The sequence below is a fragment of the Geomicrobium halophilum genome (assembly GCF_014207655.1).
GTDB lineage: Bacteria > Bacillota > Bacilli > Bacillales > Marinococcaceae > Geomicrobium > Geomicrobium halophilum.
On record NZ_JACHHJ010000001.1, the window covers coordinates 1 to 17,688 of the forward strand.

The following is a 17,688-nucleotide window of genomic DNA, read 5'->3' on the forward strand; positions in this document are numbered from 1 at the left end:
TATTTTATAAAGCTTGGTAACGATCGATAGGCTCCCCCATCTGGAGGGGGAGTATTTTTGTGCTTTTTTCGGCGAGCGGAACCATTATTTCGGCGGAAGACCGTCGGAATTCGGCGCTTCAGCACGATAATTCGGCGTTACGACCCAGGAATTCGGCGAAATGAATTGATTTCTTTAGATCTTTTTAACGATTGAGGCAGCAGCTTCGATTTTTTGTAAAGAAATGCTTGTATTTTTCATATAGCTGTTACACTATTTATAGGCATATAACAGTTTGGTTGGACGTGGAGAAAGGAGAAACAAACAGATGGGACTCATTATTGATGACGTAAAAAAGAAATTCGGCCATCATACAGCGGTGAATGGGATATCGCTCTCCGTTGAAAAAGGCAGTATGTTTGGCATGCTTGGGGCAAATGGTGCGGGGAAAACGACAACGTTTCGTATGATCTTGGGATTGCTGGATCCGACAGAGGGTTCTGTTACATGGGAAGGTGCATCCCTCTCCTACAAGCGTACGAATGTAATTGGCTATCTCCCCGAGGAGCGAGGGTTATATCCGAAATTAACGGTTAAAGAACAGCTGATTTATTTAATGCGGCTAAAAGGTATGAAAAAGAATGAGATCGTAAAAGCCATGCGTATGTGGCTGGAAAGGTTTGAAGTCCCAGAGTACGAAAACAAAAAAGTTGAAGAATTATCCAAAGGGAACCAGCAAAAAATTCAATTTATCGCTGCCGTCATGCATCAACCTGAACTTCTCATCTTGGATGAACCTTTTAGTGGTCTTGATCCGGTAAACACGGATATGTTGAGGGGAATGGTTCGAGATCTTCAGGAAGCTGGGACTACTATTGTCTTTTCCAGTCATCAAATGAGTAATGTAGAGGAACTGTGTGAAGAGCTAGTAATGTTAAAACATGGAGAAGCCGTGCTTCAAGGAAATTTAAAGGAAATCAAGCGGTCTTATGGGGTGAAAAACGTTAACATTCGCTCCGATTATGATTTGCAGTTTTTGCAATCCGTTGAAGGTGTCTTAAATATGGAAAAAACCAATGATGGAGCGATAGTGAAGGTAGAAAGTGAGAAGGTGGCAGAGGATCTTTTCCACACTATCGCCGAAAAGGGCTTTGTTCGTAAGTTTGAAGTTGAAGAACCATCATTACACGATATATTTGTAGACATTGCAGGGGGAGATGGGGATGAATAACTTTTGGATTACCATTGGACATACTGTCAGCAAACGATTAAAATCAAAGTCTTTTCTATGGTCTACCGTTATTATGATGGTTCTCATTTTCGGTCTCATGAATGTGGGCACGATGATTTCGGCGTTTTCAAGTGAGGAAGAGGCCGAAGAAAGCCGTATTGCCATTGTGGATGATACGGCAAGCTCGATTGGTGAAATGCTAGAAGAGGATCAAGAAGGTACATTTAATTATGTGAACTATACAGAAGGCAGTGAAGATGAAGCGTTGGAAGCCGCTCAAAATGAAGAGTTTGATTACGTTCTTGCCCTAAGTGGAGATGCGGCTAATCTCGAAGCTGATTTTTTTGGAAGTGACAGTGATTTCACGGTCGGTCAGGAAGTTAATCAGGACGTGCAACGTGTCAAAGAAACAGTCGTGACAAGTGAGCTTAATTTAGATGAAGAAGAGCTTGAAATGATTTATAGCCCTGTTTCTTTTCATGAACAATCCTTGACAGAGGGCGGGGACGTTCAGACAGAAGAAACGCACATGCAAGCTTATTGGATGGTCTATGCGCTTGTCTTTGCTATTTATCTCATTGTGATTACGTTTGGAAGCATGATTGCTACAGAGGTTGCCACAGAGAAGTCGTCCCGAGTGATGGAACTTATAGTCTCCAGTGTGAATCCAATCACGCAAATGTTTGGGAAACTCGCGGGAATTGGGATCGTTGGCGCGATTAATCTATCGGTATTAGTCATTGCTGCCATTCTTGGGTATATGGTGAGTGGGAATGATATGGTGCAGGCCATATTTACTGAAGGTGCTGATGTTTCGCTGCTCCTTTATGCAATTATCTTGATTATCCTTGGCTATTTTGTTTACGGAGGGATAGCAGCGATGTTGGGGGCCCTCGTAAGTCGAGCTGAGGAGGTTAACCAGGCGATTCAACCGTTAATTTATTTGGCAATGATTGCATTTTTTATCGCCATATTTGGGTTAACGACACCGGATGCGGCCTTCATTCATGTTCTATCGTATATCCCTTTTTTCACTTCTCAGCTTTTATTCCTTCGAATTGGGATGGGGACGGTACCCATGTGGGAGATCATTTTGATTATGGGGATCTTAATCGTAAGCGCTATACTGATTAATGTCCTTGCAGCACGTATTTACAAAGGCGGCGTTCTTATGTACGGGAAATTTTCATTTAAGGGCGGCATCAAACAGGCATTTACGATGGCGAAAAAAGAGCAATGATGGATGGAGGCAGCGCCTTGTCAGTTGGAGGATAGTCAAAATGAAACATTCTATCCTGTGAATGGCTATGAGGTTTCTGTTTAGTACCTAATAGGTTTCTTATCGAAGATCCTTCAATGGTGTATACTACTTCCAACGAATGTACTCGTGGAGTACAATGGAGGGGGATATAAAAAGATCAGTAGGAAGCGAAGGAGGAAGTTTTGTGAATTTCGATGAAATTATTGAACGCAGGAATACCAATTCCATGAAATGGGACCAACTGGAAAATAAATATCAGCACACTGACCTCTGGCCGATGTGGGTGGCAGATATGGATTTTCAGGCACCACAGCCTGTGTTGGAAGCCCTTGATAACGTCACCAGGCACGGGATCTTTGGATACCACCACCCCCCTCATTCACTCAGAACTGCAATCCAGGACTGGACAAACCGTCGTTTTGGGTGGGATGTTCATCCAGAAAATATAGCGTTCACACCGGGTGTTGTTCCAGCGATTCACCACTTAATTAACGCCTTTACGGATGAAGGGGATGGCATTATCATTCAAACGCCAGTCTATTATCCTTTCTTTGCGTTATTAAGAAGCAATCGCCGGACTCTTCTTGAAAACAGGCTGCTTGAGAGTGGGGATGGCAAATATGAAATCGACTTTACGGACCTTGAAGAACAGATGAAAAATGGGGCAAAGATGATCATTCTTTGCAGCCCTCATAATCCTGTCGGTCGTGTCTGGTCCGAAGCTGAACTGAAAAAAGTCGCTGAACTTTGTACCCGCTATGGAGTGATGGTCGTTTCTGATGAAATTCATGCAGACATCATTTTACAAGGGAAACATACGCCGTTTGCTACTCTTGAGGAAGCAAAAGACTTGCAAGTGGCCACGTGTATGGCCCCGAGTAAAACGTTCAACTTGGCGGCTTTGGAATTGTCGTATGTCATTTTTAACGAAAAGGAAACGCAAAAGAAGTTCGAACGTCAATTGCAACGGAATTTCACAAGCATCGGAAATCCCTATTCCTCAGCAGCAGCTGAAGCAGCTTATCGACATGGAGAAGCGTGGCTTGAGACCCTTCTTACCTATATACAAGCCAACGTAGATTACGTTAAGGAACGTATCGAAGAGGAAATGCCGATGATTCATGTAGCAAAACCGGAAGCAACATATTTGATCTGGCTTGATTTTCGTGAACTGAATATGTCTCAAGATGATTTGCAAAACTGGTTGAGAAAAGAAGGCAGAATTGCACTCAATGATGGGCATACATTTGGTAAAACGGGGAGCGGTTTTGCAAGAATGAACGTAGCTACTCCGCGTGAACATGTTGTCGAAGGTCTTAACCGTCTAAAGACAGCATATGATAAGTTATAATGAAGGTGGCGACCTAGATATTTTTTAATCAAATTCCCATATTTTTTTATAAAAAAAGAGGAATCTATGCATTTTTCGAGAAGAGTGTAGTATGCATAATAATAGATAGAGCGGACGCATCTCAATGAAGGTAATCTCCATGTAAAGGGGAGTCCTTGATGATGGAAGAGAACAAGAAGAGGTTAGTTGAGGAGTTTGAAGTGGAATTAAACCGTTCATTAACGGTGGAGGAAATGAATTTCTTGGCTTGGGTAGATGAGAGGAATAAGCAACAACAGGTCACCCAACCTACATTTTAATGGTGAATGAATATAATAGATACGGAGGCGCGTATGAAAACATTTCGTTTACGCGGATTGCGCCTATTGCTGGAGGAAAATGAAGAACTTGAGCAAGAGCAGGTGGAGCTGCAGGAAGGCCTTGTTATTAATCGGGAGGAAGAGGGCTGGTGGCTAATCGAAGTTGTTGTAGATGAACCCGCGAGTCGTACGTTTCACCAATTATTAGCGGATCAAACAGAGGTTATGATGGAGGTTCTCATCTCACATGAACGAAATGATCCAGCAACAATGATTGGACGTGTACGTTTCGTCCGTGAACTCTCGGACCGTTATTCCATATTAATCGATGGGAAAATGGCGATGCGGAAGGAAGATGTTTTCAATTATATCATTGAAACATTGATTGCAGATGGATATTCTGGAGAAGAACTCCTTGAAGAGTTCAAAAATCGCAAAGAAGATCGGGCTAGCTGGTCGTCTCTCATGGCTCGGTCGTTATACAATAAGTATCGTCAAGAAGGCGTATCTCCGCTGAATGATGCAAGAAGTAATTAATCGTATATTTTTGCTGTTGAAAGATGAAAGCAGAGGCTAAAATCATGATACACACATTCGTAGATTATTATGGAAATGAGGTAGGCCTCTCTTTTCGTCGTGAGCCTTTTTCAGACCAACCTTGGCATGTATTGGTCATCTGCAGGTATGAAGATCAATGGCTGCTTACCAAACACCCACGTCGTGGATTAGAATTTCCAGGAGGAAAGGTGGAAAAAGGGGAAGTCCCGGAAGCCGCAGCGATTCGGGAAGTGTGGGAAGAAACCGGTGCTAGGCTGGATCACCTTTATTACTTAGGGCAATATGAGGTGCGTGGACGCTCTGATGTTGTTGTCAAAAATATATACTTTGCAGAAGTGGCTTACTTACAATCTAAAAAAGGATACATGGAAACGAAGGGACCTATCTTGTTAGATGAAATCGCAGAGAGATTAGATCAAAATCAAGACTATAGCTTTATTATGAAGGATAAAGTTTGGATTTTAGCAAGAGAATACTTAGAGCATTATTTTGAAAAGTAAAAAGTGATATGCTCCCCAAAAGATAGACAGATGAAATCAAAAATCTGTTTAACCTTGAGGGGAGTATTTTTGTGGCGAAAAGTAGGTGAAGTGAAAAAGAACAGACCTTCGGTGCAGGGGCCAATATTTTAGCGCAATACACCGTTACTTAATTGGAAGCAGCGGGCAATTCAGCGCTTTTCATGATATTTATCTTTCCATGAAGTTGCAAAAATAGAGAAAAAATCACCCATCGTATGGTTGGATGATTTTTATCTCCGTTTTCTCATAAGGAATTTTTCTAAGATCGCAACAACTTGGTACATGAGTGTCGCGAGTATCACAACGAGGACGAGACTAAGCATCACCATGTTAAAATTGAAGACTTGGAATCCATAAATGATCATATAACCAAGGCCTTCATTAGATACGAGATATTCCCCGACGATCACCCCGACCCACGCGAGTCCGACGTTGACTTTTAACGCTGACACCATCGAGGGGTACGAAGCAGGAAGGATCACATAGTAAAATTTTTGCAGTGTGGAAGCCCCGAACGTATCGACGACTTTGATCAGATTTTTGTCTGTTTCGTTGAATGCTCCATAGATAACAAGAGTGGTGACAATAATTGAGATAAGAACCCCCATCGCGATCACTGAGGTCATATTAGCGCCGAATATAACAATGAGCATCGGTCCGAGAGCAACTTTTGGTGTTGCGTTTAATGCGACAATATAAGGATCGAGTACGCGCGATAGAAAGGGGAACCACCAGAGAAAGGCTGCCATTAATATACCGCCAATCGTCCCGATCAAAAATCCGAGTATGGTTTCTAGTAAGGTGACACCCATGTGGGTATACAACGTACCATTTACGGTCATCTCAATGAACAGACCCCAAACGTTTGAAGGCGAACTGAAAATTAACGGGTCAATCCAGTTGAACCGACTCGCGATCTCCCAAAGGAAAAAGAACGTAATCAGTAAAATCAACTGACTGATGACAACATACCACTTTTCCCGCTTTTGCTGCAGGCGGAACTTCGCATGTTGTTCATGTAGTTTCGGGTTCAAGGTTTTCCAACTCCTTCCAGATCAATTGAAACCAATCTTGGAACGTTGGATGTTGACGTGCGTCAAGGGGGGAGCGTTCCCTAAGTTCCTCCGGTATCTTAAAATGTTTTTTAATCTCGGCTGGACGATGGGTAAGCAGTAAAATTCGATCAGACATTGCTATCGCTTCACTGATGTCATGGGTGACGAGTAAAGCTGTTTTTTCTTTTTCTTTTAACGTTCGGTGAATCAAGTCCTCTAGTTTCAGCTTTGTTTGAAAATCTAAGGCTGAGAAAGGTTCATCTAACAGTAATAAAGAGGGTTTAGCCGCGAGTGTTCGCACAAGTGCTACACGTTGTTTCATACCCCCAGAAAGCTCAGAAGGCATATCATGTTCACGATCGGAAAGATTCATTTGCGCAAGCAATTCACGAGTATATGCTTGATTTTTCTTATTTTTTCTTTTAATAATATTTAGAGCCATATCGATGTTTTGCCCAATTGTCAGCCAGGGGAAGAGGTAATCCTGTTGCAACATATAGCCGATATTTGTATTCGTTTTTGTAATCGGAGTATCTTGAAGTAAAATTTCACCCTCTGAATGTTCAATTAATCCAGCCGCTAGTGACAGGATGGTGGTCTTACCACATCCACTCGGGCCGATAATCGAAACGAATTCACCTGTATCCACTGTAAAGTTCACATTTCGTATGGCTTCTACGACATCATTTTGAGAAAAAAAGTGTTTTTTTACATCTCTCAAGGTCAAAAGAGCCATGGGTCATTTCTCCTTCTTTCATGGGACTATTCCAGCGCTTGCTCTGTAATCGTTGTATCAACGAGGTCCTCGTAATCAATGCGTTGAGGTAGTTCACCGGATTCTTCCATAATATCCTGAAGGTGGTACCATCCCTCTTCATTGATATAAGGATTTTGCGCATAAGAGCCTTGTGAACGGTAGCGTTCAACAACAGTAGCAATTAAGTCTTCAGGTGTTTCGTCGAAATAAGGCGTGATTGATGCTGCTACGGCTTCTGGAGATTCATTTTCCACGAATTGTTGAGCCTTATAAATGGCCCGGTTAAAACGAACAAGTGCGTCTTCATTCTCCTCCATCATGCTTTCCTTCGTGATAAATGATGTATATGGCAGTGTTCCCGACTCTTCACCGAACGAAGCTACAATATGACCGATCCCTTCTTCTTCAAATTCGGTAGCGTTTGGTTCAAATAATTGAACAAAGTCTCCAGACCCTGAAGCAAATGCACTAGCAATATTGGCAAAATCAACACTTTGATCGAGCTCCACGTCTGTGTAAGGATCGATCCCATTTTGCCGGAGTACATATTCACCTGCCATTTGCGGCATTCCACCTGCCCTTTGCCCTAGGTACGAAGAACCTTCAAGGTCTTCCCAGGTAAAGTCAGGCATCGGTTCTCTGGACACGAGGAATGTACCATCGGTTTCAGTCAATGCACCAAAATTAATAACGGAATCACTAGGGTCTTGCGCGTGTACATATATAGATGTTTCCGAACCTACAAGGGCAACATCGGCACTATCAGATAGGAGGGCCGTCATCGTCGTATCCCCACCCCAAGTAGTGGTGAGATCAATATCTATATTTTCATCGGCAAAATAACCTTCTTCTATGGCTATATAAAGCGGGGCATAGAAAATCGACCGGGTGACTTCAGCCACTTCAATCGTCTCTTCTCCTTCCTCATTTGAACATGCACTAAAAATCAAGGGGAGAACAATGAGTGGAGCCAACCCTCGAAGCCATTTCTTCATACTTATCGTCTCCTTACAGCGTCGTTACGGTATCCTATGCTATTTTGGGCTATTGGTGATAAGGATATGAGAGGAATTAAAATAAGGGGGCAAATCTGAAGCAGGTGAGCCGTGAATCTGACAGGATCGAAAATAAAAAGGATCGAGTGAAGATAAAAGGAAGCAGTAGAAGCTGAAGAGATGTTACAAGATTATCAAACGTTGATGAGGGAACGTAGTTATGTAGATTGTAACAATGAATACAAAAATCCGAGAGAAAGGTCCTTTCTCTCGGATTTTACTTACAGCAGCGGCCCGGCTTCGCGAATATGCTTAGGTACATGACTGAAACGCTCAAAATTTTGCCGAAATTTAGAAGCGAGCTCCCTTGCTTTCTGGTCATAAGCCTCCAGGTCATTCCATGCTTCGCGCTGTTGCAGTACGTGATCGGGAACACCGGGGCAGCGTGTTGGGACGTGTAACCCGAAGACGGGGTCCTCCAGTGTTTCCACCTGGTTTAGTTCACCTTCAAGGGCAGCTTGCACCATGGCTCTCGTGTGTGCTAAATCAATACGTTCACTCACGCCGTAACCGCCTCCAGCCCAGCCGGTGTTAACGAGAAAGACGTTAGATTCGTGAGTATCGATTTTTTCACCGAGCATTTCTGCATATACGGAAGCATGCCGCGGTAAGAAAGGGGCCCCAAAACAACTGGAGAACGTTGCTTCTGGTTCTGTAATTCCTCGTTCGGTGCCGGCAAGTTTGCTCGTATAGCCGCTTAGAAAATGGTACATCGCTTGTTCTTTCGTTAATTTACTAATGGGGGGTAACACCCCAAAAGCATCGGCTGTCAAAAAGATAATCGAGCTAGGGTGACCTCCCTTGCCTTGCGGAAGCATATTGTCAATATGATCAAGGGGATAGGCAGCTCTTGTATTTTCTGTAAGAAATGAATCATCATAATCCGGCAATCGCGATTTCTCATCAACGACGACGTTTTCAAGAACCGCGCCGAAACGGATGGCATCATAGATATCTGGTTCTTTTTCCTTGGAGAGATTGATGCATTTTGCATAGCAACCGCCTTCAATGTTAAATATACCGTTTTCTGACCATCCGTGCTCGTCGTCCCCGATGAGATAACGTTTAGGATCTGCTGAGAGAGTCGTTTTTCCAGTGCCCGATAATCCGAAAAATAAGGCTACATCGCCTTCGACACCGGTATTGGCTGAACAATGCATCGGTAAAACTTCTTGAGCAGGCAACAGATGGTTCATGACAGAAAAAATTGATTTTTTCATTTCGCCTGCATATTCAGTGCCGCCGATTAAAACGACTTTTTCTTCAAAAGAGATATGAACAAATACTTCTGAACGTGTGCCATCCACTTCCGGATCAGCTTTGAAACCAGGAGCAGAAATGATCGTGAATCCGTCTTCGTCCTCCGGATTTTCACCGTCTTCTGGACGAATAAACAGTTGGCGGGCAAATAAATTGTGCCAAGCATATTCATTGACGATTTTAAGCGGAAGTCGATAATGTCTATCTTTTCCCGCGTACCCATGGGTAACAAATAGGTTATTCTGTTGTCCTAAATAATGAATCACTTTACGGTAAAGGGTAGAGAATATGTCTTTCTCGACGGGTGTATTTACAGTGCCCCAGTCAATGTCATCTCGAATTGCAGGTTCATCGACGATAAATTTATCTTTTGGAGAACGACCGGTATATGCGCCCGTCGTCGCTGCAAATGCGCCTGATTTTGTTAAAATACCTTCATTACGGGCCAGTGCTCTCTCTACTAATCTGGGCTCAGGGAGGTCAATTTCGGCCTGTCCTTGCTGAATAAGGTGATCCAAGGCTGATTCTAAAGAAACGGTACTCATAATCGGCAAAATCCTTTCTCTGCTAAGGTCAGGTCGAAAAAAAATGTGATTGCAATTAGTATAACACATTTTTATATATAGTCTATACTATTTTTGTGCAAAAAAAATGTTCCTCCCTGTCGAGTGGAGTTTTCTAACATGTTGAAATCTTTTTTTCTGCTGTTGATTGTGTTAAAATCATGAGGAAGTAAACGACATGCGACTTTGATGCTTAAGGTATTAAGGTACGCTCTTATCGAGAGTAGGTGGAGGGACAGGCCCTTTGAAGCCCAGCAACCACCCTCGGAAACCCGAGGAAAGGTGCCAACCTGGCAAAGTGTAAGGCACTTTGCAAGATAAGAGGCGAAAAAGGTGAAACAATCAACCCCCCTTTTCCCTCGACAGGAGAAAAGGGGTTTTTAGCACGTCCCTTATCCTGTGAACATATAGCATCTATAGGAGGAACACGATGGAAGTAAATGGACGTAGATTGTTCACATCTGAATCAGTGACTGAAGGGCATCCAGATAAAATATGTGACCAGATTTCAGATGCGATTTTAGATGAAATTTTAAAAAAGGATCCAAACGCGCGTGTGGCATGTGAAACGATTGTGAATACAGGAATGATCCTCGTCACTGGTGAAATTACGACTACAACCTATGTGGACATTTCAAAAGTGGTTCGACGAACATTAACAAACATTGGCTACACACGGGCAAAGTTTGGACTTGATGCTGATACCTGTGCGATTATGACCGCAATTGACGAACAATCACCGGATATTGCCCAAGGTGTCAATACAGCTTTGGAATCGCGTGAAGGGGAAATGTCCGAAGAAGAAATTGAGGCCATTGGCGCTGGAGACCAAGGGTTGATGTTTGGTTATGCCGATAACGAAACAAAAGAGTATATGCCGTTGCCCATCTTTTTAGCGCACCAATTAGCTCGGCGCCTTTCAGCAGTACGAAAAGATGGGACGATCCCGTTTTTGCGTCCGGATGGAAAAACGCAAGTAACGATCGAATATGATGAAAATAATCAACCGCTGCGTGTGGATACGATCGTTATTTCCTCACAACATCAACCGGAAGTGACCATTGCTGAAATCGAAAAAGAACTAAAAGCCCATGTGATCACAGACGTTGTTCCTGAGGATTTAATCGATGACGAAACGAAATTTTTTATAAATCCAACTGGACGGTTTGTGATTGGAGGCCCGCAAGGGGATGCAGGTTTAACCGGACGTAAGATTATCGTGGATACTTATGGGGGAATCTCCCGACACGGCGGAGGCGCATTTTCCGGGAAGGATCCTACAAAAGTCGATCGATCCGCTTCCTACGCGGCCCGTTATGTAGCGAAAAATATCGTGGCTGCAGGATTGGCGAAGAAATGTGAAGTGCAGCTTGCGTATGCGATTGGGGTGGCACGGCCGGTTTCTATCTCCATTGATACGTTTGGAACTGGCAAGGTGAAAGAAAATATACTCCTCCAGCTCGTAGAGAAACACTTTGACCTTCGTCCGGCTGGCATTATTCATATGCTTTCCTTGCGAAATCCAATCTATGGCCAGACGGCTGCTTATGGACATTTCGGACGCACGGATGTAGATTTACCATGGGAGCGGACGGATAAAGCAGCCGCCTTAAAAGAAGCGGCCTTTGCTACAGAAACGAAGTCATAAAAATAACCGTTGCGATCACTTTCGCAACGGTTATTTTTGTGGGGCATTTTTCTAAATCGCCCAATCACCGTTTCTAAATACTGGTTCGCGTGTGCCATCTTTATGAATCCCGTCGATATCCATGTCAGCGGCCCCGATCATAAAGTCTACATGGGTGATGCTTGTATTAATTCCTTTTTGTTCCAGTTCTTCTTTTTCCATATCTTTTCCATCTTCAATATTAAAGGCATAGGCGCTGCCAAGAGCCAAATGATTAGAAGCATTTTCATCAAAGAGGGTGTTGAAGAAAATGATATTGGTATTTGAGATGGGGGAGTGGTGCGGCACGAGTGCGACCTCACCGAGATAAGAAGACCCTTCATCATTCTCTAACAAACGCTTCAGTGTTTCTTCTCCTTCTTTAGCTTCGAAGGCCACCACTTTTCCTTTTTCAAAGGTAAGGGTAAAGTCTGTAATGAGTGTTCCGCCATAGTTAAGAGGCTTCGTACTGGAGACGGTGCCGTTAACACCATTTTTCTTGGCAGCAGTAAAGACTTCTTCAGTAGGGATATTTGCCACGAAGTTTACGCCTGCTTTACTCACGCTGCCTCCGGATGCCCATGTATGGGTTTGGGGGAGTTCAATCGTTAAATCCGTCCCTTTTGCTGTATAGTGCAGGGCATCAAAATGTTTGTCGTTCAGGGTGTTCATTTTTTCATCAAGCGTTTGTAAATGCTCTTTCCAAGCAGCTACAGGGTCGGATTCGTTTACGCGTGTCGCGGAGAAAATCGCTTCCCAGAGCTTTTCTACTGCCTCATCCCCTTTCGCCTCAGGGAAAACCCGTTCTGCCCATTTCACAGATGGTACAGCTACAATCGACCAGCTAACTTTATCTGATTGGATATAATTCCGAAATCCTTCCAATGCTTTTCCATTTGTCTGATTTGAAGTCGCGATTCGATCATGGTCGATGCCCTTCAACAAGTCGGGGTCGCCGCCGGTAATCGTTAAAAATGCAGCGTCGTTTTCCGCTTCTTCTTCAAGGGCTCTTGCATGCCAGTTTGGGAATTCGGAAAACGCTTCTTTGGGTGCTAGTTCAAATTTTAGGCGTGTGAGTTCTTCATCGTTCCAATCAACGCGTACATGTTTCGCTCCGGCTTTATAAGCTTTCTCTGCGACGATACGTACAAAATCGGCCGCATATAAAGGCGAGCGAATCATGAGTGTTTGCCCTTCTTGGATGTTTACACCGACGTTTAGAGCAATGTCCGCATAGCTTTCAATTTTTTGTTGGAATGTTGTCATCGTTTTCCCTCTTTTCGTATGTAATCATAGTATTAGAGGTTGTTCAAAAAGCCCGGGAAAAACAGCCGTCGTACCTCTTCGTCGTCTTGCTTCTAAAGCTCCTCACGTATGAAAACCATATCCTCAAAAAAGTAACCCACTTTTTCTTGTGCGAGGTATCGCTTACGTAGAGACGAGCTTGCGTTCCGATACTTGGAAAAGAAAACTACGGTTCCTTCGTGAGAAGTGAAGACTTTCGTGGTGCAAGCAGGATGCTCGAAGCTACGTCTTCTCGACCTCCTCGGCTCTTTTCTATGAAAGGAATTCCGACACTAACCATTCTTTTCATCCTCAGTGGGGTGTCGCGAAGCGTCATGAGCCCTCTTTTTGAACACCCTCTATCAGCATCCAGCATTTTAAACATTCGCTCCCATTTGAATACCTTAGTGACGTTTTGCATCCGCATAGGCTTTTGCGCGTTTCACGTACTCTTGACTTATACGATTCATTTCCTTGAGATCGTCATCATTTAAGTCACGAATGACGCGGGCTGGACTGCCAAGTGCCAGTGTTCGCGGCGGTATTTTCGTACCAGGAGTTACAAGAGCTCCGGCCCCAACGAACGCTTCTTCGCCGACTTCAGCACCATCAAGGACAGTCGCCTTCATGCCAATCAGAGCTTTTTTTCGAATCGTACATCCATGAAGGACGGCTTGGTGACCTGCTGAAACATCCTCTTCAATGATTAAAGGGTGTCCGGGGCTTTGGTGAAGCATACATTGATCCTGAATGTTCACGCGCTTTCCAATTTCAGTAGGTTCTACATCACCTCGAATGACGGTATGAAACCAAATGCTACTATCAGCCTCAATCGATACATCCCCTGTAATCACAGCGCCATCAGCGATATAACAACTTTGAGCAATCGTAGGATGTTTATTGTCATAAGGATATAGGATCATGGCAGTTTCCTCCTTTTTCTAATTGTAACAGAACTTGAACATGCATTCGAAATGATTCACATACTTTTTGCGTGAAAAAGATCGCCACATATGATGTAATAAAGAGACAAGGATTGTTTTTTTCGATCTTGGGGAGGGACTTTCATGCGAATCTGGAAATGCGAGGATCCCATTGGGGTATTTGTACTCGTCCATGGGGCAGGGGAGCATTATGGACGATACCAATGGCTTATCGAACGATTGAATCGTGAACATTTTCATGTAATTGCCGGAGATCTTCCAGGATATGGACGAACACGTGGAAAACGCGGACATATTGATCATTTTAACCAATACATAGACGTTGCTTCTCATTGGTATAAAGAAGCGGCGTCCTTTGAGCTTCCCGTTTTTCTGTTCGGGCATAGTCTTGGAGGGCTTATCGTGATTCGCACGATGATGGAAAAACAGCTGCCCGTCCACGGAGTGGTGTTATCCTCACCATGTTTGTATTTGTATGATCCACCAAAGAAGGGGATCACAGTATTTGCGCGGGGCTTACATCGGCTGCTTCCGACGTTTAGCATGAAAAGCGGAATTCGAGGTGAGTTAATGACTCGAAATCCTGAAATGCGTACGGAATTTCTCAAAGATGAATTGTTCGTTCATCATGTTACCGTCCGTTGGTATCAGGAATTAACAAAAGCAATGAAATCGAGTCTTGATCATGCTTATCAATTTCCGAATGTACCACTCCTTGCTTTACAGGCTGGCGAAGATTACCTAATCGATAAAGGGGCCACTCACGAGTGGTTTAATCGCTTACGCATCGAAGACCGGGCCATACGGGAGTGGCGGGGGCTCTATCATGAACTTTTTAATGAGCCAGAGCGTGCGGAAATTTTTCGTTTTATGCTTTATTTTATATGGCAAAGACTCGGTCGTTTATAAAAAGAAAGAGACGCTTCACAGGGGGAGGACCTACGTTGAACTTCAAAGTACCAAAGACACCTTGGATGATTGTATACTATATATATAAAGAAACCGTACCAGAAGTACATCGACAGTTGGATTATTGGAAGAAAAAAGCCGGTGAAATACCTGATGAACATTTAAGTAAACAAGCATCTTGGACGATTGATGACAAAACTTTCCACTGCGAAGGGGGAAGTATTCTAGCTATGTTAGCAGGGGGGAATAAAGAAGCATTTATACGATTCCTTGTCGCCTATCAAACGATCTGTGATTTTCTTGATACGCTTTGTGATAAAAGTGAATCGCAAGACCCTGATGATTTCCGTGCCCTGCACCAAGCATTGCTGGACGGGTTAACCCCTGGGGAAAATCTTAAAGATTATTATCGCGTTCGTGGAGGCTATGACGATGGGGGCTACCTACATGAGCTTGTGAAAACATGCCAGGAAACGGTGCAAGCGTTGCCAGGCTTTCCGGCAATGCAGCCTGTGATGAAAGAGCTTTCTGGCTATTACGTTGATTTTCAAGTGTATAAACACGTTCCCGCAGATGAGCGTGAGGACTTACTCATTGCCTTCCATGAGCGTAACCAGCCGTTTTTACCAGAGATGCGCTGGTATGAATTTTCCTGCTGTGTGGCTTCGACTCTCGGTTTGTACTGTTTGGCGGCCTATGCGGCAACACAGCCGCGCACGGAAGAGGAAGCAACGACCATTAAAAACGCCTATTTTCCATGGCTGCAAGGCGTTCATATTATGCTTGATTACTTCATTGACCAAGAAGAAGATCTAGCTGAAGGGGAAATGAATTTCGCTGCTTACTATGAGAGTGAAGATGAAATGGTCTCCCGCTTTCGTTACATGGATAAACGTGCGGAAGAAAGTCTTGATGGACTTCCGGATGAAAAATTTCATCGCTTAATTAAACGAGGATTATTCGCGATCTATCTAGCGGACGGCAAGGTTCAGGAGAACCCCGAAATGAAACGAACCGCCAAACGTTTAATTAAGCTCGGGGGTTTGCCTACAGCCTTTTTCTATTTAAACCGCTGGATCTTTCGCAGGAAAAAAGTAGGGGAGTAAAGATTCTCTCACCCGAGCTTGGCTTCTGCGGAATCTACCTGTTAGGGACGAAGTATATAGAAATAGGGATGGGGAATGATATTTTCGCATTCCCATCCCTGTATGCAAGGCTTTTAAGCTTGATTTTTTTTCTTTTTACCTTCCTTGATCGATACAAGGACGAGCCCAATCATCATCAGAAGCATGATTACTGAGAATGGGAGGGCCGCAATAATCAGTGTGTTCTGCAGCGCTTGCAGTCCCCCCGAATACAACAAAGTCAAAGCTGTTAAGGATAATAAAACACCCCAAATGATTTTGATTCGGTTCGAAGGATTATTAGACCCTTTGGTTGTCAGCATACCGAGGACAAAAGTAGCAGAATCTGCAGATGTAACCAAGAATACACCAAGGGCAAAGAGCGTTAAAATGGACATTAAAAAGCCCAATCCATAATTGGAGAACGTGGCAAACAGTACCTGTTCAGTCACATAATCTGAGATTACCGCAACCCCTTCATGTTCCAGGGAAATTGCAGCCCCGCCAAAAACTGAAAACCATATAAATACGATCAATGTTGGAACAAGCAAAACAGCGGTTACAAATTCCCGTATCGTACGTCCCCGTGAAACGCGAGCGATAAAAATTCCCACAAACGGCGCCCAGGAAATCCACCATGCCCAATAGAAAAGTGTCCAATCGTTAATCCACTCCCGCATTCCCTCATCATATGGGGCGATGCGAAAACTTAACTGTGGCAGGTTTTGAATATAAACACCGATTGTATGCGTGAATACATTTAACAAATACATGGTCGGACCAACTGCAAGCATCATGAAAAAAATTACAGCAATTACTGCCATATTTGCGCTGCTTAACGTCTGAATACCTTTATCGAGACCAGACCATGCAGAAATCAGAAATAATACGGTGACAACGAATACAATCATCACCTGCGTCCAAAAGTTCATATTTATATCAAAAACATAAGCTAACCCACCATTAACTTGTGTTGCTCCAAGACCTATCGTTGTCGCAACCCCGGTCATGGTCGCTAATACCGCGATGATATCCGCCGTTTTACCAATCCCCCCTTCGACTTTATCACCAAATAATGGCCTGAGGGTTGAGCTTATTAAGCCTGGATGATCATGCCTGAAATTGAAATAGGCTAAAGCAAGTGCAAGAATACAATAGACAGCCCAGCCATGAAGCCCCCAATGGAAGACTGTAAACATTAAGGCGTCACTGATCGCTTCCTCTGTACCAGTTTCACCGGTTGGGGATTGGATTGCATAGTGGCTGATCGGCTCCGCAGCTCCAAAGAAAACAAGACCGACCCCCATCCCAGCACTAAATAACATTGCCAGCCAAGAAAGCCGATTAAACTCCGGTTGCTCATCTTGTTTCCCTAACTTTACTTTTCCCATTGGTCCGAACATTAGATATAAAGTAACAATGAGAAAGGTTGTTACAAGAATGAGATAATACCAGCCAAACGTATTACTTATAAAATCTTGCAGCAATGCTGCTCCTTCTTCAAGCTGATCCGGGATCACTACTCCCAATGTGACGAGTATCAGTATAATGATTCCAGATACGATAAATACACTGTCTAGTCTTTTCATAAGAATACTTGACTTCCTCTCTGATTGATCTTCTATGTACCTCTTTTTATAATGATCCAAATCCATTTGAATTATGAATGAAATCAAAGAAGAAGTACTCATGAAGGTGGAGAGAATCACGAAGTAACAGCAGCTGCTCTCATTGAGACACTTTGTTTTGAGCAATGGAATCCAGATGGTGGATAAGGGCGTTTTCATTCTGAAGCAGATATTAGGACAATCTTTGGAATGGTAACGTGGCTCGTGGCTTTCGTGAAATGACAATATCGTTTCCACGGATAC

General features: G+C 43.5%; 16 protein-coding genes and 1 riboswitch. Of the genes, 9 read left to right on the forward strand and 7 right to left on the reverse strand.

The window, feature by feature from the left end; translation table 11 throughout:
- Positions 1-307 precede the first annotated feature (307 nt).
- The 6 genes from HNR44_RS00005 (at position 308) to ytkD (ending at position 5,179) form a co-directional block, all read left to right on the forward strand.
- The gene (locus HNR44_RS00005; protein ID WP_184402094.1) at positions 308-1,210 is read left to right on the forward strand and encodes an ABC transporter ATP-binding protein; all 903 of its coding nucleotides are present in this window, start codon (positions 308-310) and stop codon (positions 1,208-1,210) included.
- Positions 1,203-2,450 carry an ABC transporter permease gene (locus HNR44_RS00010; RefSeq protein WP_184402095.1) on the forward strand — a complete coding sequence of 416 codons (1,248 nt, stop codon included), beginning with the start codon at positions 1,203-1,205 and terminating at the stop codon, positions 2,448-2,450. The genes HNR44_RS00005 and HNR44_RS00010 overlap by 8 nt, the downstream gene beginning before the upstream one ends.
- A 205-nt stretch (positions 2,451-2,655) precedes the next feature.
- Entirely contained in the window at positions 2,656-3,822 is a 1,167-nt protein-coding gene (locus HNR44_RS00015) for a PatB family C-S lyase (RefSeq protein WP_184402096.1), read from the forward strand.
- A gap of 158 nt (positions 3,823-3,980) precedes the next feature.
- Positions 3,981-4,121, forward strand: a complete 141-nt coding sequence (locus HNR44_RS00020) for a hypothetical protein (RefSeq protein ID WP_184402097.1) — start codon at positions 3,981-3,983, stop codon at positions 4,119-4,121.
- A gap of 33 nt (positions 4,122-4,154) precedes the next feature.
- Positions 4,155-4,658, forward strand: coding sequence for a YwpF family protein (locus HNR44_RS00025; RefSeq protein ID WP_184402098.1), 504 nt, complete (start codon positions 4,155-4,157; stop codon positions 4,656-4,658).
- Between the two features lie 47 nt (positions 4,659-4,705).
- Positions 4,706-5,179 (forward strand): RNA deprotection pyrophosphohydrolase, encoded by a 474-nt coding sequence (ytkD, locus tag HNR44_RS00030; RefSeq protein WP_184403475.1) that lies wholly within the window; start codon positions 4,706-4,708, stop codon positions 5,177-5,179.
- Positions 5,180-5,430: 251 nt separating this feature from the next.
- On the opposite strand, the gene HNR44_RS00035 is transcribed toward ytkD, so the two are convergent.
- From HNR44_RS00035 to pckA, 4 genes are all read right to left on the reverse strand, one after another.
- Positions 5,431-6,234, reverse strand: a complete 804-nt coding sequence (locus HNR44_RS00035; RefSeq protein WP_184402099.1) for an ABC transporter permease — start codon at positions 6,232-6,234, stop codon at positions 5,431-5,433.
- Positions 6,215-6,991, reverse strand: a complete 777-nt coding sequence (locus HNR44_RS00040; protein WP_184402100.1) for an ABC transporter ATP-binding protein — start codon at positions 6,989-6,991, stop codon at positions 6,215-6,217. Before HNR44_RS00040 ends, HNR44_RS00035 begins: the two co-directional genes overlap by 20 nt.
- A gap of 26 nt (positions 6,992-7,017) precedes the next feature.
- Complete coding sequence (locus tag HNR44_RS00045; RefSeq protein ID WP_184402101.1) at positions 7,018-8,007, reverse strand: ABC transporter substrate-binding protein; 990 nt, start codon at positions 8,005-8,007, stop codon at positions 7,018-7,020.
- A gap of 281 nt (positions 8,008-8,288) precedes the next feature.
- Positions 8,289-9,872, reverse strand: coding sequence for a phosphoenolpyruvate carboxykinase (ATP) (pckA, locus tag HNR44_RS00050; RefSeq protein ID WP_184402102.1), 1,584 nt, complete (start codon positions 9,870-9,872; stop codon positions 8,289-8,291).
- 229 nt (positions 9,873-10,101) lie between these two features.
- Positions 10,102-10,214, forward strand: a riboswitch (SAM riboswitch).
- Positions 10,215-10,320: 106 nt separating this feature from the next.
- On the opposite strand from pckA, the gene metK reads away from it, so the two are divergent.
- Positions 10,321-11,538 carry a methionine adenosyltransferase gene (gene metK / locus HNR44_RS00055; RefSeq protein ID WP_184402103.1) on the forward strand — a complete coding sequence of 406 codons (1,218 nt, stop codon included), beginning with the start codon at positions 10,321-10,323 and terminating at the stop codon, positions 11,536-11,538.
- Between the two features lie 51 nt (positions 11,539-11,589).
- On the opposite strand, the gene HNR44_RS00060 is transcribed toward metK, so the two are convergent.
- Positions 11,590-12,822, reverse strand: a complete 1,233-nt coding sequence (locus HNR44_RS00060; RefSeq protein ID WP_184402104.1) for an aminopeptidase — start codon at positions 12,820-12,822, stop codon at positions 11,590-11,592.
- A 422-nt stretch (positions 12,823-13,244) separates the two neighbouring features.
- The gene (locus HNR44_RS00065; RefSeq protein WP_184403476.1) at positions 13,245-13,760 is read right to left on the reverse strand and encodes a gamma carbonic anhydrase; all 516 of its coding nucleotides are present in this window, start codon (positions 13,758-13,760) and stop codon (positions 13,245-13,247) included.
- Between the two features lie 147 nt (positions 13,761-13,907).
- On the opposite strand from HNR44_RS00065, the gene HNR44_RS00070 reads away from it, so the two are divergent.
- Entirely contained in the window at positions 13,908-14,693 is a 786-nt protein-coding gene (locus HNR44_RS00070) for an alpha/beta hydrolase (RefSeq protein ID WP_184402105.1), read from the forward strand.
- Between the two features lie 35 nt (positions 14,694-14,728).
- Complete coding sequence (locus tag HNR44_RS00075) at positions 14,729-15,799, forward strand: tetraprenyl-beta-curcumene synthase family protein (RefSeq protein WP_246406854.1); 1,071 nt, start codon at positions 14,729-14,731, stop codon at positions 15,797-15,799.
- A gap of 113 nt (positions 15,800-15,912) precedes the next feature.
- Here the strand turns inward: HNR44_RS00075 and HNR44_RS00080 are convergent, their stop codons facing one another.
- The gene (locus HNR44_RS00080) at positions 15,913-17,406 is read right to left on the reverse strand and encodes a BCCT family transporter (protein WP_184402107.1); all 1,494 of its coding nucleotides are present in this window, start codon (positions 17,404-17,406) and stop codon (positions 15,913-15,915) included.
- Between the last annotated feature and the right edge of the window lie 282 nt (positions 17,407-17,688).

Coding starts and splice junctions, on each gene's coding strand:
- HNR44_RS00025 (WP_184402098.1), top strand. CDS start 4,155: ATGAAAACATTTCGTTTACGCGGATTGCGCCTATTGCTGGAGGAAAAT.
- HNR44_RS00010 (WP_184402095.1), top strand. CDS start 1,203: ATGAATAACTTTTGGATTACCATTGGACATACTGTCAGCAAACGATTA.
- HNR44_RS00060 (WP_184402104.1), bottom strand. CDS start 12,822: ATGACAACATTCCAACAAAAAATTGAAAGCTATGCGGACATTGCTCTA.
- metK (WP_184402103.1), top strand. CDS start 10,321: ATGGAAGTAAATGGACGTAGATTGTTCACATCTGAATCAGTGACTGAA.
- HNR44_RS00005 (WP_184402094.1), top strand. CDS start 308: ATGGGACTCATTATTGATGACGTAAAAAAGAAATTCGGCCATCATACA.
- HNR44_RS00080 (WP_184402107.1), bottom strand. CDS start 17,406: ATGAAAAGACTAGACAGTGTATTTATCGTATCTGGAATCATTATACTG.
- HNR44_RS00040 (WP_184402100.1), bottom strand. CDS start 6,991: ATGGCTCTTTTGACCTTGAGAGATGTAAAAAAACACTTTTTTTCTCAA.
- pckA (WP_184402102.1), bottom strand. CDS start 9,872: ATGAGTACCGTTTCTTTAGAATCAGCCTTGGATCACCTTATTCAGCAA.
- HNR44_RS00020 (WP_184402097.1), top strand. CDS start 3,981: ATGATGGAAGAGAACAAGAAGAGGTTAGTTGAGGAGTTTGAAGTGGAA.
- HNR44_RS00045 (WP_184402101.1), bottom strand. CDS start 8,007: ATGAAGAAATGGCTTCGAGGGTTGGCTCCACTCATTGTTCTCCCCTTG.
- HNR44_RS00070 (WP_184402105.1), top strand. CDS start 13,908: ATGCGAATCTGGAAATGCGAGGATCCCATTGGGGTATTTGTACTCGTC.